Origin of the sequence: Aeromonas sp. R1-2 (assembly GCF_040908505.1) — a bacterium.
Lineage (GTDB): Bacteria > Pseudomonadota > Gammaproteobacteria > Enterobacterales > Aeromonadaceae > Aeromonas > Aeromonas veronii.
The window spans coordinates 13,612-26,140 of sequence record NZ_JBFODU010000055.1; the positions used below are offsets into that span (position 1 = coordinate 13,612).

A 12,529-nucleotide genomic window follows, 5' to 3' on the forward strand; every position below is an offset into this window, starting at 1 on the left:
TCCATGGGGTGGATATGTCGTTAGCAAAACTGTTAATCAGAATAATTGTCGTCCTGTTCCTGATCGGTGCAGCGCTGCTGTTTGCACTGGAAGTCACGACGGTCCGCCAATCCATTCTCGACCAGATGTCAGCCAACCTGGAAACCGCCATCACCGCTCTCGGGCTGGTGCTGCAAGGAACCCTGCTCAATGACGACAATGTGCTGGCCGAGACCATAGTCAATGCCATGTTCGATGGCGGTTTCGTCAGCTCGGTCATTCTGGTGGATCCGGATGGTCAGGTGCTGTTTCAGAAGGTCTTCCACTCTACCCAGCAAAATGTCCCCGGCTGGCTTCCCTCGGTTATCGGCATGCCCCCCGTCAAGATTGAGCAAGAGTTGACCGATGGCTGGCGCATGCTGGGTACTCTGACCCTTGAGGGGCATAGCGGCTACGCCTATCAGCATCTGTGGAATGCCATCAGTCGCACCGGTCTGGCGCTGCTGGCGGGCCTCGTCGTATTTACCCTGATCATCTCCCTGGTGTGCCAACGCCTGCTGCAGCCCCTGGAGCAGATCAACCTGCAGCTGATCCGTATCCGCAAACACCAGTTCAACAGCACCCTGCCCACTCCCTGGTTGCAAGACCTCAAAGAAGTGGCACTTTCCATCAACCAATTGGTTTCCGAACGCAAACGGGATCTGCTGCAACAACGACTCAAAATCACCCAGCTGGGAAAACAGCTGCTACTGACGCCCCCACAGCCGCTGCAAGGAGTGAGCCCACTGCCGGAAGGCGGGCAACTGCAAAAATTTCTCTCCACACAAGGGGAGATCGCGCTCTATCAGCGTTTCTTGCCCAGTCAGCCCCTCGGTGCCGACAGCGATCTCGCAACCATCCAGAGCGCCCTGCAACAGTGGCAGCACTCTCATATAGAAGGGGTCTTGCTGCCCCTCTCCCTGCTCAATCACCCACAATGGTCCGAGATCGCCCCTCTGCTAAGCCAGGGCCGCGGCAAAACACTGGATTGGCGCTGGGATGTGGTCACCTTTCCCGCCCACGGCCAAGCCACATTGGCTGCGTTGCAGGAACAGGGGTGTGAGCTCGCCTTCAGCGCCATTCCCCTCAATGCGGATACCTTCAATCAACTTGACCCGCTCAATCCCATTTTTATCAGCTGTCAGCTGACCGATGAACCGCTCTACTGGAATCTGCTCTCCCAGACCATGCATGCCGCTGGTTATACCCTGCTAGCAGAATCGGGAGAGTGTCGCGACATCGACAAACTGCGGACCTGGGGTATCGATGGTTATGCCAAGGAGGCGCAATCATGAAGAAGCTCGCCATGCTGTTGCCCCTGCTGTGGCAACCCGGCCTGATGGCTGAAACCGTCACTATCACCACCGGGGGTGAGCAGGGGATTTATCACCAGATAGCCAAAGAGTTTTGCCGTCTGGCCCATGAGGTCGATGAGCAACTTGCGTGCACATTGCAGAGCTCATCGGGTTCAATAGAAAACCTGAAGCGGCTGAAGAGTGGCGAGACCTCCTACGCCATGGTGCAGTCAGACTGGCTATATCAGGCAAACCAGGGCTTGGGCCCTTTTGCCACGCAGCCGCAACCTGAGCTGCGCGCCCTGTTTGCCACCCATGCCGAGCCCTTCACCATAGTGATCCGAGCCGATGGCGATATCACTTCACTGGAACAGCTCAAGCTTGCCCCCATCGACATGGGGTTGAAGAGTTCAGGAACCCGCCAGACGGCGCTGACCCTGTTCAACATCTTGGGAGCGAAAGAACAGGATCTCGATCTGAAGAGCATGGCCAACCTGCCGGATGCGCTCTGCAGCAAGCAGATCGATGCATTTGCACTTGTGATGGGACACCCTAACCGGATTGTGCTCGACACCGCCAAACGTTGCGCAGTCAGTTTCCTCCCCATCGATGGGGCCACCCGTGATCAGCTACTCAAAGGGGTCAAATATTACCAACGTAGTCAGGTGCCCGCCCGCATCTACCCCGGCAATCTGAAGGCAACTCCCACCTTTGCCATTGCCGCCACCCTGGTCACCAATGCAAACATGCCGGAAGAGTCTGTCTATCGCCTGACCAAGGCCATGCTGACCCAGCAGACCAAGTTCAATGAGCAGACTTATGGCTACGCCAATATGTTTCACCGGGCACGCAATAAAACCGGCCCGGTGCTGAGTATTGAGCAGCATCCGGGCGCGGCGAAATATTTCGATGAGTTGAAGGCGGCGGGCAAGCTATAACTGACGACGGGGAGAGCGCAGTTGCTCGCTGGAGAAACGGGTCTTCATCGATGTCCACTGCGCCAACCGATCGGCACTCCCCGCCAGCGTCCCTTCCCGCCGTGACTTCATGATCCAGATGCTTTTGGCATCGAAACTGTAAACGGGAATGAGATCGGTACGCTTGCTGCCCGGCAGGATCCGGCTGTTGATGTTGTCGAGCACCAGTGGATCAGCCTTGGGTGTCGGGAAGTAGAGCGTCACCATGTGGAACTGGTTGTAACGCACCGCCTTGACGTAGGCCAGCCGCAGCTTCTTCTCATCCACCCCCAGCTCCATCAGGGTATAGTACTTGGAGATGCTATAGTCCTCGCAATCCCCACCCCGGGCACCGATGAACTCCAGCGGATTGGCCCAGTAATCCTCATCACCCCACAGCTTGGGGTCTTCACTGTAGGTGAGATTGTTGAAGTAGTTGTTCACCAGCTCGATCTTCTGCTGGTCGGTTGTACCCGCTCTGGGGGTGAGCAGGCGAGAGAATGCCTCGGCCCGCTGAATGGCCCGGCCACCATACACTTCCTGCAGCTTGGCCCGCAGATCCGGACTGGCAATATATTCGGAAAGACGCGAAGCCTGCACGCTGGCGCAACATAGCGCCAGAGTACAGGCCGGGATCAACAACCATTTCATACCGGACACTCCATGTCAGATGCTGGAGGTCAGTATAGTCCCTCCGGATGAGAGGCTCAGCAGGCGATCAGCGACACTGGGCGAATGCGTCTGCCAGTTGTTGCATGAATTGGGGATAACCATCCGGGCCGAGTGGCACCTGTTCACCCACCTCATCAAGCAACAGCACCTTGGCGCCGGTATTGCGTGCCACCGATTCGATCACAGCTGGTGAGAATTGCGGCTCGGCATAAATGCAGCTCGCCTGCTTCTCTTCCAGTGCCTTGCGAATATCCACCAGGGTCTTGGCGCCCGGGCGACGCTCAGGGCTCACGGTAAAGTGACCCTTTGAACTCATGCCGTAGTGGCGCTCCCAGTAGCCATACGCCTCGTGGAAGACAAAGTACCCCTTCTCATTCACTGCCTTCATCTGGCCGGCAATCACCTTGTCTTTGGCATCCACTTTGGCATCAAATGCCGCGAGGTTGGCGTCATAGCGAGCCTGATTGGCCGGATCCAGCTTGCCCAATTCACTTGCGATCGCCTTGGCAATCACTTTGGCCTGCGTCGGGCCAAGCCAGATATGGGGATCGACCCCTTCGTGATGATGTCCCTCATGCCCTTCATCATGATCACCGTGCTCGTGGGCGGCATGATCGTGATCATCATGATCATGGGAGTCGTGACTATCCTGAGTCGCGTAGTTGAACAGCGGCATCCCCTCAACCTGAGTCAGGGCCAGAGCATGGGGATGATTGGCCAGCGGTTTGGCCATAAAGCCTTCCAACTCGGGGCCAACCCACACCACCAGATCGGCACTGTTGATGCTGCGAATATCGGAGGGACGCAGGGAGAAATCGTGGGGAGAGGCACCGGTCGGCAGCAATACCTTGGGCTCGCTCACGCCGTCAGTGATCGCCGCGGCAATGAAGCCAAGCGGCTTGATGGTGGTCAGTACCTCAATGGCACGAACAGGCAAACTCACCGCCAGCAGGGCAGTGAAAAGCGCAATAATTCTCATTGGTGAATCTCGTCAGGGGGTGAGTATGTGATAATATAACAGCCGCTTTTTGTTATATTATAACTCTCACTGGCTGTAAACCCCGGAGTTGTCATGAGCCAACTGGTAGAGCTGAAAGAGGTCTCTCTCTCGTTTGATGGACGCTCTGTGCTCGACAAGGTCTCCTTTACCCTCAATAAAGGCAAAATCACCACGCTCGTCGGCCCCAACGGGGCGGGCAAGAGCACCCTGAGCAAGCTGGTGCTGGGTCTGCTCACCCCAGATTCGGGCAAGATCACCCGCAGCCGCGATCTGAGAGTCGGCTATGTGCCCCAGCGCCTCTATCTGGATCCCACCCTGCCGCTGACAGTGCGTCGCTTCCTGCAACTGGGCAAAAACAGCCGCCTCTCCATCGAGGAAGCGCTAGCCCGGGTTGGCGCAGAAGGGTTGCTGGAAAACCGGATGCAGAAGCTCTCCGGTGGTGAGATGCAGCGGGTGCTGCTGGCCCGCGCCCTGCTGGTCAAGCCCGAGCTGCTGGTGCTGGACGAGCCGGTGCAAGGGGTCGATATCACCGGCCAGATCGAGCTCTACGCCCTGATCGGTCAGCTCGCCGCCGAGTTCAATTGCGCCGTGCTGATGGTCTCCCACGACCTGCATCTGGTGATGGCCAGCACCCACGAGGTGATCTGCCTCAATCGCCATGTCTGCTGTCATGGCGAGCCGGAAAGCGTGGCGCGCCACCCCGAATTTGCCCGCCTGTTCGGGCGACCGGAGCAGGAGGTGCTGGCGGTCTATACCCACCATCACCACTGCGACGGCGAACACCACCATCATGAACCGCAGGCTCCCGTCATCCGCCTGCCCTCTCGCAACAACGCTCACAGCAAATAGCGCAAGCAACAGGACATTCAAGTGGACAGCTTTCTGTTATACGCCCTCGCGGCCGGTCTCGGCATCGCCCTGCTGGCCGGTCCCCTAGGTAGCTTCGTGGTATGGCGCAAGATGGCCTACTTTGGCGACACCCTCTCCCACGCCTGCCTGTTCGGCATCGCGCTGGGCATCCTGCTGCAGGTCGATCTCACCCTGGCGGTGGTGGTCTGCTGCCTCGCCATGGCGATGCTGCTGGTGATCATGAGTCGCAACCAGCAGGTGGCCACCGATACCCTGCTCGGCATTCTGGCCCACAGCGCCCTGTCCCTCGGTCTGGTTACCTTGAGTTTTATGGATAACGTGCGGGTGGATCTGATGGCCTACCTGTTCGGCGACCTGCTCTCGGTACAACCGATGGATCTGCTCTGGATCTACGGCGGTGGCGCACTGGTACTGCTCACCCTGTGGCGACTGTGGGATCCCCTGCTCTCCATGACCATCTCGGAAGAGCTGGCACGGGTAGAGGGGATCCGGGTCGATGTGCTGCGCTGCGTATTGATGCTGCTGATCGGGCTGGTGATCGCCGTGGCGATGAAGTTTGTCGGGGCGCTGATCATCACCTCCCTGCTGATCATTCCCGCCGCCACCGCCCGCCGCTTTAGCCAGACGCCGGAGCAGATGGCCGGTTTTGCAGCGCTGATCGGCTGCCTCGCCGTGCTGGGTGGATTGACCCTCTCCTGGTATCAGGACACTCCGGCAGGCCCCTCGGTCGTCGTCTGCGCCACCAGCCTGTTTGTCCTAAGCCAGTTCAAGAAGGCTTGATACCACGCTAGAGCGGCATGCTCTGGCGTGTCTCCATCATCAGCCACTGGCGTAACCGGCTGATGGCGGGCTCATGGGCCCGCGAGCGCTTGCAGGTAAAGTAGAAGGCATCCCCCGTCTCCAGCTGGTGTACCGGTAAGGCCACCAGCTGGGGATCATCGGGGCGCAGCATGTAGTCATTCACGAACGCCACCCCCTGCTCCCAGGCCGCCGCCTCCATCGCCAGCAGCACATGGCTGAAATGGTGCATCTGCGCCTCGTCCGGAATCACCAGCCCACCCGCCTTGGCCCAGCGCTGCCAATCCTCCCCCCGCGCCTTGTAAATGGACTGCACCGACAGCAGCGGCAACTGCCAGATTGCCTCGGGCCACTCCCCGCTGATCTGCTGCAACAGACGGCGACTACAGACCGGAAAGAGCCGTTCCTGATAGATAAGGTCGTGGCAGTAGCCCCGCCCGTGGGGTGAGACTGTGATAAAGCAATCCGCTACCCGATCGGAGAGCTCGGGGTCTTCCGCCACCATCTCCAGACTCAAATCCAGCTCGGGGTAGAGTTGGCGCAATCCGGCCAACCGCGGGATCAGCCACTTCACCGCAAACGAGCTGTAGACCGCGAGGCGCAGCCGCATCTCGCCACCACCACGCAGCTGTTCGCTGCTCTGGGCAATCTGGCCGAGCCCGGCGGCAATTCCCTCGAAGTAGCTCTCCCCCTGTGGAGTCAACGAGAGCAACCGCCCCTGACGCAGCAGCAACCGCTCACCCAGAAAATCTTCCAGCAGGCGGATCTGGTGGCTGACCGCACTCTGGCTGACGTTCAGTTCAAGGGCGGCGCGGGAGAAGCTGAGCAGCCGGGCCACCACCTCGAAATATTGCACCGCACGCAGGGGAGGAAGCTTCATTATCTAAATATCTCATGAGTGGTCATTTTTTATCATTTTACTGGATATCAACCGGCACGCTACCCTCCGCTCATCTGAAGTGGGAGGTGGTATGAATGCAGTAGGGATCGGCATCCTTTATCTGGTGCTGGGCAATATGGTGGCGGTCTTTTCCGATGCGCTGGTCAAGGTGCTGGAGCCGGATCAGCCCATCTTCCAGTTTGTCTTTTTCCGCCAGCTCTCGGCCGCCATTCTGCTGATGCCCTGGCTGCTCTGGTCATGGCGCCGCAACCCACCGGTGGCCATCAAGTGGCACCTGCTGCGGGCCCATATTTGGGCGGTCGGCGTCTGCCTGATGGTGGTGGCCCTCACCCGCTTGCCGCTCGCCACTGCCAATGCCCTCTTCTATGCCGCCCCCCTGATGATGGTGCCGCTGGCAGTGTGGATGGCGGGGGAAGCGATCTCGCGCCAGAAGGTGCTGACCGCTGTTATCGGGTTTATCGGGGTACTGATCGTGCTGCGCCCGACCGAAGTGAACTGGGCCGCGCTGGCGGCGCTCGGGGTGGCGCTATCGATGGCGCTCAACAACCTGCTGATCAAGCGGATCCCGCTCAAGCAGCCCATCGCCCAGACCCTGTTTTTCACCAACGTGCTGAGCATGCCCTTTATCCTGGCGCTGGCATTGTGGGAAGGGGGCGACTGGCAGTGGCAGATGTGGTGGCCCGCCTTCGGCTCCTCGGCGCTGATCATGGTCTATGCGGGATTGTGCGTGGTGGCCTATCGCAAGGCGGAGGCGAGCAAGATCGCCTCGGCGGAGTACACCGGTCTGCTGATGGCGGTGGCCATCGGGGTATGGTTGTTTGACGAGCAGCCGGGCCTGCCGCTGCTGCTGGGCTGTATCTGCATCGTCCTGCCACTCATCGCCATGGCGCGCAGCAAGCCAAAACCGCTGGCCGAGCCAGCGCTCTAATACTCAGGGTCTCCCAAGAAGCGGGGGACCCTTTGCTGCAGATGGGGGACGATCTCCTGTTCGAACCAGGGATTCTTCCTCAGCCAGAGAGTATTGCGCGGGGAGGGATGCGGCAACGGCAGCCAGCCGGGACCATAGTCGGCCCAGCTGCGCACCGTGTCGGTGAGCGATCCCTTGGCCGCCCCCCGCAGGTAATGGGCTTGTGCATACTGGCCGATCAGCAGGGTCAGTTCGATATTGGGCAACAGCATCAATACCTTGTCGTGCCAGGTAGGCGCACATTCGGGGCGCGGTGGCAGATCGCCGGATTTTCCCCTGCCGGGATAGCAGAGCCCCATCGGCATGATGGCGATGCGGGATTCGTCGTAAAAGGTGGCCTTATCGACCCCGAGCCACTGGCGCAGCCGGTCACCGGAGGGGTCATCCCACGGGATACCGCTGGCATGCACCCGAGTGCCGGGCGCCTGACCGATGATCAGCAGGCGGGCACTCTCGGCCCCGCGGATCACCGGACGAGGCCCCAGCGGCAGATGAGCCTCGCACAGACGGCAGGCCCTGATTTGCTCAAACAACTTATCGATTCGCTGCATGACGTTGATAGTACCAGCATTTCCCTGTTTTCCCTCTTGTGGAAACAGGGCGCGCCCCCTACTATCGTCATGGGCGTTTAATTTAATAAACGGACAATAATGAAAAACTGGCTAGGTACCGGCACCGCGACCCTCTCCTTCATCCTGTGGGGGATGCTACCGCTCTATTATCAATTCATGCCCGAGGTCAACATGTGGGAGCTGATCTCCCACCGGGTGCTCTGGTCTGTGGTGCTGCTGGGCGCCCTGTTTTTGCTGCTTGGCCACAAGGTGCCTTGGGCACAACTGCGCAGCGAGCCGCGCCAGCTCGGCCTCATTCTGCTGGCGGGCCCCGTCATGTCCATCAGCTGGTGCATGTTCACCTGGTGCCTCACTACCGGGCAAGTGCTGACCACCAGCCTCGCCTTCTTTATGACCCCGCTGTTCAATATCGTATTCGCCGTCATCTTCCTCAAAGAGCGACTCACCCCGCAAAAGCATCTGGCGGTCGCCCTGGCGCTGGCGGGTCTCGCCTACATGCTGTTCTGCTACGGCCAGCTCCCCTGGTTCTCCCTCATCATGGGGGCCAACTTCGCCTGCTATGGCCTTATCAAGAAGAAGATCCACTACGACACCGGCACCTGCCTCTATCTGGAAGCCATGGTGCAACTGCCCGTCGCGCTGATCATCATCGGCACGCTGGCGTGGCACGGGGAAGGGGCATTCGTGAATGGGGATCTGGCCGACAAGCTGCTGCTGATGGGCAGTGCGCCCGCCACCCTGCTGCCGGTGGGGCTGTTCTGCTACGCAGTAGCGAGAACCCGGATGAGCACTGTGGGGCTGCTGCAATATATCGAGCCCAGCCTCGCCTTCCTGCTCGCCATCTACTGGTTTGGTGAGGCGCCGGACCCCATCAAGGCAGTAGGTTTCGCCTTTGTCTGGGCAGGTCTGCTGGTGAGCCTGTTGCCACTGCATCGGCTCAAGCGCCGCCCTCAGGGCGTACCGCGATAGGACTCCAACACCTTGTGCCAGCGGGGATCTCTGTCCATCTGCTCGGCGATGTCGTTGAGGGTGGCATGCAGCTCGGGACGGGATTTGGGCAGCAGGATATGGCGGGTATAGCTGGATTGGGGGAAGGGCGAGATAAACAGCTTGCCCTGATAGTGCTGTGAGTCGATGAAAAAGCCCAGCGATGAACCACTCACCAGCGTCACATCGATGCGGCCGCGCACCAGCAGCTCAAGATTGGTCTTCACCTTCTTGGCATCCTGACGCACCAGCTCCCCGCGGCCAGCCGCATCATCGATCCCCTGATAGCGGTAGCCCTCCACCCCGCCAAACACCAGCCCCTTGAGGGAGTCAGGCCCGCGATAGGTGACCGGGTTGTCAATGTTCGAGACCAGCTCGTTGGTGTCGCGCATCACCGGAAAGGTCCAGAGATAGCGCTCGCGATGGGGATCCCCCACCCAGGCCGGATTGACCCAGACCACCAGACCGTCAAAGTCGGGATCCGCCATCTCCAGCGCCAGCCGGGCCCGATTGACCAGCCAGAGCTCGATTCTGGGTTCACCCCCCAGCTTTTCATTGAGATACTTGACCAACTCGCGGCTCAGCCCTGCATCCACTCCGGTGTTGAAGGGGGGATGCTGATGGTAATCGTAGAGACGGATCGTCTCCCCCAGAGCCGGGACCGACAACAGTAACCACAACCAAAACCAGACTCTCATCGCACCTCCTTGAGCTGCCTCTGAGTTTGGCACAGAGAATTTGAATGAGAGAACCCGCGACCACCGCTCCAGCGCCGCAACCATCCACCCCTTCCCGCTGGTCTGTCTACATGGTGCGTACTGCCACCGGCCTGCTCTATACCGGGATTAGCACGGACCCGCTGCGCCGTCTGGGCCAGCACCAGAGTGGCAAGGGCGCTCGCGCCCTGCGCGGCAAGGGGCCACTGACGCTGGAGTGGCAGCAGGAAGTCGGCGAGAAGGGGGCGGCCCTGCGCATCGAATATCGCCTCAAGCAGCAGCCAAAATCCTTCAAGGAGCAGCTGATCCACAGCCCGGCACTCTGGCAGAGCTGGAGCCCCCAGTGGTTACCCGAAACGACCCGACCTTAAGGGGTGCAGGCAAAAAAAGGCCACTCGATGAGTGGCCGGAAAGGGGAAATCAGGGAGCATCACACAACGTCTTGCACAACCTCAGGCGGGTTAGAGGTAGGTATTGGAACGCTTGCTGCGGTTGCTGATCAGCCAGCAAACCGCCAGCACCAGCAGCAACCAGGGGGCAAGCTTGATGATCAGAGCAAGCATGCCGCCCAGCGCCCCAAGCAGCACGAACAGGCCGCTCACCAGCAACATGGCTACCAGGGTAAAACCGGTCAGTGCCATGACCAGCAGCACCACCAGCAATATGAAAAATTCCAGCATAACTTGCTCCTTATCAGTACCTTCTCTGCCGGCTGATCAACCCTTCGGTCAATCCAGCCAGCGCTTCAATTCATAACGGGGCGGCATCACCAGCACCGCCAGCAGATAGGCGGCCAGTGCCAGCGGCGGCATCAGGATCAGGGCGAGCAGTGCCACCACCCGCACCGTGACTCTGGAGACCCCCAACCGCCTGGCAATACCGGCGCAGACCCCGGTCAGCTTGCGATGCACCAGATCCTTGGGCCAGGGGCTCATGATTACACCTCCGCCTTCTGGCCTTTGAGGCGAGCCAGCTCGCGCTCGATCTCGTCATTGAGCTCCAGCTCGCGGAACTGGGCCTCCAGCGAGGGATTCTGCCCCAGAGTGGCCGCCTCCAGCTGGGCCTCCAGTTGATCGACCCGGCCCTGAAAACCGTCAAAGCGCGCCATCAGCTCATGCATCCGCTGGTTGTCCACCTGGGCGCGGGCACGAATGCGGCTGTGGGCAGTCTGCTCGCGCAAGGTCAGCAGCTTCTGCTTCTCGCGGGCCTCGGTCAGCTTGGCTGCCAGCCGCTCGCTGTCGGCGGTGAGCTGGGCCAGCACCTCGGCCACCCGGGCCTTGTCCTGCTCCAGCTGTTCACATTTTTTGACCTCCGCCAGCTTCTCGGTAAGGGCGGCGCGGGCCAGATCCTCACGTCCCTTCTGGATGGCGAGCTCGGCCTTGGCCGACCACTCCAGAATCTGCGCCTGCAACCCCTGCTGGTGACGCTCCAGCTGCTTCTGTTCAGCAATCACGCGGGCGGCCTGGGTACGCATCTCGACCTGCACCTGCTCCATCTCTTCGATCATCAGGCGCAGCATCTTCTCCGGCTCTTCACTCTTGTCGAGCAGGCTGTGCAGGTTGGCATTAATCACGTCGGTCAGGCGGCTGAATACGCTCATGGTCTGGCTCCTTGTTGATGGGATGGCTATCTCTTCCCATAGCATTACAAGAGCCGTGCCAAGAAAAATTATTGTTGTTTTACATATAGATGGGAATTTACTGAGGAAATTCAAAAAGAGATTATTGGTGAAAATAGCCAACCATGTGGTTATTTTTACCAACATAAATCTCTCACTAATGTTTGTGTGTGCATGAGCCCGATCATTACTTATTCGCTGGCGATTTCGATGGTCACATGCACCAGCTCTTCATGGATCGCCAGCCGCTCGCGGATCTGCTGCGCCGGTAGCGGATTGACCATCAGCAAAGAGAGCACGCAGGCATACTGCTGCTGCCCTACCCGCCAGACGTGCAGATCGCGGATCTCGGTCTGTGGCAGTTCGGCGATGACCTCGCGGATCTCCGCCACCAGCGGGGTATCCATCTCGGCATCCAGCAGCACCCGACCGGAGTCGCGTAACAGACCCCAGGCCCACACCGCGACTAGCCCGGCACCCACTATGCCCATCAGCGGATCGAGCCAGTCAGCCCCCCACAACATACCCCCAGTCAGCGCCAGAATCGCCAGCACGGAAGTGGCCGCATCCGCCAGCACGTGGATATAGGCGGCGCGCAGGTTGAGATCCTGATGGCCGTGGTGATCGCCATGGTCATGATGATGATCGTGGTCGTGATGCTCATGATGGTGGCCGTGGTGATGGTGGCCGTGATCATCCTTGAGCAGCCAGGCACAGGCGAGGTTTACCAGCAGCCCCACCAGCGCAATAGCGATCGCCTGTTGATAGTGGATCGGGCTGGGATCCAGCAGCCGGAACACCGACTCGAACAGCATCAGCCCAGCCACTCCCACCAGCAACAGGGCGCTGGTGAAGCCACCCAGCACCTCGATCTTCCAAGTGCCGAAGCTGAATCTGTGGTCGCGGGCGAAGTGGCGGGCGGCGCGGTAGGCCAGCACCGAGAGACCGAGCGCCAGCGCGTGGGAGCTCATGTGCCAGCCATCGGCCAGCAGCGCCATGGAGTTATAGAGCCAGCCGCCGCCGATCTCCGCCACCATCATGATGACGGTCAGCAATACGGCCCAGCGGGTCTTCTGTTCGGCCAGCGGATTGCCCTCGTGGATGACGGGTTGATGGCAGTGTGATTGAGTGAGGGATGACATGGATTTCTCCTGAGAGC

At 59.9% G+C, this 12,529-nt stretch carries 16 protein-coding genes; 7 read left to right on the forward strand and 9 right to left on the reverse strand.

What is annotated here, in order from left to right:
• The first annotated feature begins 14 nt into the window (after window positions 1-14).
• Window positions 15-1,313, forward strand: coding sequence for a LapD/MoxY N-terminal periplasmic domain-containing protein (locus AB5Y76_RS18850; protein ID WP_263718432.1), 1,299 nt, complete (start codon window positions 15-17; stop codon window positions 1,311-1,313).
• Window positions 1,310-2,251 (forward strand): TAXI family TRAP transporter solute-binding subunit, encoded by a 942-nt coding sequence (locus AB5Y76_RS18855; protein WP_263718433.1) that lies wholly within the window; start codon window positions 1,310-1,312, stop codon window positions 2,249-2,251. The genes AB5Y76_RS18850 and AB5Y76_RS18855 overlap by 4 nt, the downstream gene beginning before the upstream one ends.
• Here AB5Y76_RS18855 and AB5Y76_RS18860 read toward each other — a convergent pair.
• Together AB5Y76_RS18860 and znuA are read right to left on the reverse strand one after the other, a co-directional pair.
• Window positions 2,246-2,920, reverse strand: coding sequence for a transglutaminase-like cysteine peptidase (locus tag AB5Y76_RS18860; protein ID WP_042052461.1), 675 nt, complete (start codon window positions 2,918-2,920; stop codon window positions 2,246-2,248). The genes AB5Y76_RS18855 and AB5Y76_RS18860 overlap by 6 nt on opposite strands.
• A gap of 67 nt (window positions 2,921-2,987) precedes the next feature.
• A complete protein-coding gene (znuA, locus tag AB5Y76_RS18865) occupies window positions 2,988-3,920 on the reverse strand; it encodes a zinc ABC transporter substrate-binding protein ZnuA (protein ID WP_263718434.1) in 933 nt (310 codons plus the stop codon).
• Between the two features lie 93 nt (window positions 3,921-4,013).
• Between znuA and znuC the strand changes: the two genes are divergently transcribed.
• Window positions 4,014-4,790 carry a zinc ABC transporter ATP-binding protein ZnuC gene (gene znuC / locus AB5Y76_RS18870; RefSeq protein WP_005354861.1) on the forward strand — a complete coding sequence of 259 codons (777 nt, stop codon included), beginning with the start codon at window positions 4,014-4,016 and terminating at the stop codon, window positions 4,788-4,790.
• Between the two features lie 21 nt (window positions 4,791-4,811).
• Window positions 4,812-5,591 (forward strand): zinc ABC transporter permease subunit ZnuB, encoded by a 780-nt coding sequence (znuB, locus tag AB5Y76_RS18875; RefSeq protein ID WP_033115078.1) that lies wholly within the window; start codon window positions 4,812-4,814, stop codon window positions 5,589-5,591.
• Between the two features lie 7 nt (window positions 5,592-5,598).
• On the opposite strand, the gene AB5Y76_RS18880 is transcribed toward znuB, so the two are convergent.
• Complete coding sequence (locus AB5Y76_RS18880; protein ID WP_263718439.1) at window positions 5,599-6,489, reverse strand: LysR substrate-binding domain-containing protein; 891 nt, start codon at window positions 6,487-6,489, stop codon at window positions 5,599-5,601.
• Window positions 6,490-6,580: 91 nt separating this feature from the next.
• Here AB5Y76_RS18880 and AB5Y76_RS18885 point away from each other — a divergent pair, with 91 nt between their 5' ends.
• The gene (locus AB5Y76_RS18885; protein ID WP_005335858.1) at window positions 6,581-7,438 is read left to right on the forward strand and encodes a DMT family transporter; all 858 of its coding nucleotides are present in this window, start codon (window positions 6,581-6,583) and stop codon (window positions 7,436-7,438) included.
• On the opposite strand, the gene AB5Y76_RS18890 is transcribed toward AB5Y76_RS18885, so the two are convergent.
• Window positions 7,435-8,028, reverse strand: a complete 594-nt coding sequence (locus tag AB5Y76_RS18890; RefSeq protein WP_263718441.1) for a uracil-DNA glycosylase family protein — start codon at window positions 8,026-8,028, stop codon at window positions 7,435-7,437. The two genes, AB5Y76_RS18885 and AB5Y76_RS18890, sit on opposite strands and share 4 nt — an antisense overlap.
• Window positions 8,029-8,127: 99 nt before the next feature.
• On the opposite strand from AB5Y76_RS18890, the gene rarD reads away from it, so the two are divergent.
• Window positions 8,128-9,018 carry an EamA family transporter RarD gene (rarD, locus tag AB5Y76_RS18895; RefSeq protein WP_139440940.1) on the forward strand — a complete coding sequence of 297 codons (891 nt, stop codon included), beginning with the start codon at window positions 8,128-8,130 and terminating at the stop codon, window positions 9,016-9,018.
• Here the strand turns inward: rarD and AB5Y76_RS18900 are convergent.
• A complete protein-coding gene (locus tag AB5Y76_RS18900) occupies window positions 9,000-9,734 on the reverse strand; it encodes an ABC transporter substrate-binding protein (RefSeq protein ID WP_108541231.1) in 735 nt (244 codons plus the stop codon). The two genes, rarD and AB5Y76_RS18900, sit on opposite strands and share 19 nt — an antisense overlap.
• 44 nt (window positions 9,735-9,778) lie before the next feature.
• On the opposite strand from AB5Y76_RS18900, the gene AB5Y76_RS18905 reads away from it, so the two are divergent.
• Window positions 9,779-10,123, forward strand: a complete 345-nt coding sequence (locus tag AB5Y76_RS18905) for a GIY-YIG nuclease family protein (RefSeq protein WP_263718451.1) — start codon at window positions 9,779-9,781, stop codon at window positions 10,121-10,123.
• A 90-nt stretch (window positions 10,124-10,213) separates the two neighbouring features.
• Here the strand turns inward: AB5Y76_RS18905 and pspG are convergent, their stop codons facing one another.
• The 4 genes from pspG to dmeF all read right to left on the reverse strand — a co-directional run bounded on the left by pspG (window position 10,214) and on the right by dmeF (window position 12,512).
• Window positions 10,214-10,432, reverse strand: a complete 219-nt coding sequence (gene pspG / locus AB5Y76_RS18910) for an envelope stress response protein PspG (RefSeq protein WP_005335871.1) — start codon at window positions 10,430-10,432, stop codon at window positions 10,214-10,216.
• Between the two features lie 48 nt (window positions 10,433-10,480).
• Window positions 10,481-10,687 (reverse strand): PspC domain-containing protein, encoded by a 207-nt coding sequence (locus tag AB5Y76_RS18915; protein ID WP_005335873.1) that lies wholly within the window; start codon window positions 10,685-10,687, stop codon window positions 10,481-10,483.
• A 2-nt stretch (window positions 10,688-10,689) separates the two neighbouring features.
• A complete protein-coding gene (pspA, locus tag AB5Y76_RS18920; RefSeq protein WP_058057954.1) occupies window positions 10,690-11,352 on the reverse strand; it encodes a phage shock protein PspA in 663 nt (220 codons plus the stop codon).
• A 209-nt stretch (window positions 11,353-11,561) separates the two neighbouring features.
• Complete coding sequence (dmeF, locus tag AB5Y76_RS18925; RefSeq protein ID WP_263718457.1) at window positions 11,562-12,512, reverse strand: CDF family Co(II)/Ni(II) efflux transporter DmeF; 951 nt, start codon at window positions 12,510-12,512, stop codon at window positions 11,562-11,564.
• Window positions 12,513-12,529: the final 17 nt, after the last annotated feature.

Coding starts and splice junctions, on each gene's coding strand:
- AB5Y76_RS18850 (WP_263718432.1), top strand. CDS start 15: ATGTCGTTAGCAAAACTGTTAATCAGAATAATTGTCGTCCTGTTCCTG.
- AB5Y76_RS18855 (WP_263718433.1), top strand. CDS start 1,310: ATGAAGAAGCTCGCCATGCTGTTGCCCCTGCTGTGGCAACCCGGCCTG.
- AB5Y76_RS18860 (WP_042052461.1), bottom strand. CDS start 2,920: ATGAAATGGTTGTTGATCCCGGCCTGTACTCTGGCGCTATGTTGCGCC.
- znuA (WP_263718434.1), bottom strand. CDS start 3,920: ATGAGAATTATTGCGCTTTTCACTGCCCTGCTGGCGGTGAGTTTGCCT.
- znuC (WP_005354861.1), top strand. CDS start 4,014: ATGAGCCAACTGGTAGAGCTGAAAGAGGTCTCTCTCTCGTTTGATGGA.
- AB5Y76_RS18880 (WP_263718439.1), bottom strand. CDS start 6,489: ATGAAGCTTCCTCCCCTGCGTGCGGTGCAATATTTCGAGGTGGTGGCC.
- AB5Y76_RS18885 (WP_005335858.1), top strand. CDS start 6,581: ATGAATGCAGTAGGGATCGGCATCCTTTATCTGGTGCTGGGCAATATG.
- AB5Y76_RS18890 (WP_263718441.1), bottom strand. CDS start 8,028: ATGCAGCGAATCGATAAGTTGTTTGAGCAAATCAGGGCCTGCCGTCTG.
- rarD (WP_139440940.1), top strand. CDS start 8,128: ATGAAAAACTGGCTAGGTACCGGCACCGCGACCCTCTCCTTCATCCTG.
- AB5Y76_RS18900 (WP_108541231.1), bottom strand. CDS start 9,734: ATGAGAGTCTGGTTTTGGTTGTGGTTACTGTTGTCGGTCCCGGCTCTG.
- AB5Y76_RS18905 (WP_263718451.1), top strand. CDS start 9,779: ATGAGAGAACCCGCGACCACCGCTCCAGCGCCGCAACCATCCACCCCT.
- pspG (WP_005335871.1), bottom strand. CDS start 10,432: ATGCTGGAATTTTTCATATTGCTGGTGGTGCTGCTGGTCATGGCACTG.
- AB5Y76_RS18915 (WP_005335873.1), bottom strand. CDS start 10,687: ATGAGCCCCTGGCCCAAGGATCTGGTGCATCGCAAGCTGACCGGGGTC.
- pspA (WP_058057954.1), bottom strand. CDS start 11,352: ATGAGCGTATTCAGCCGCCTGACCGACGTGATTAATGCCAACCTGCAC.
- dmeF (WP_263718457.1), bottom strand. CDS start 12,512: ATGTCATCCCTCACTCAATCACACTGCCATCAACCCGTCATCCACGAG.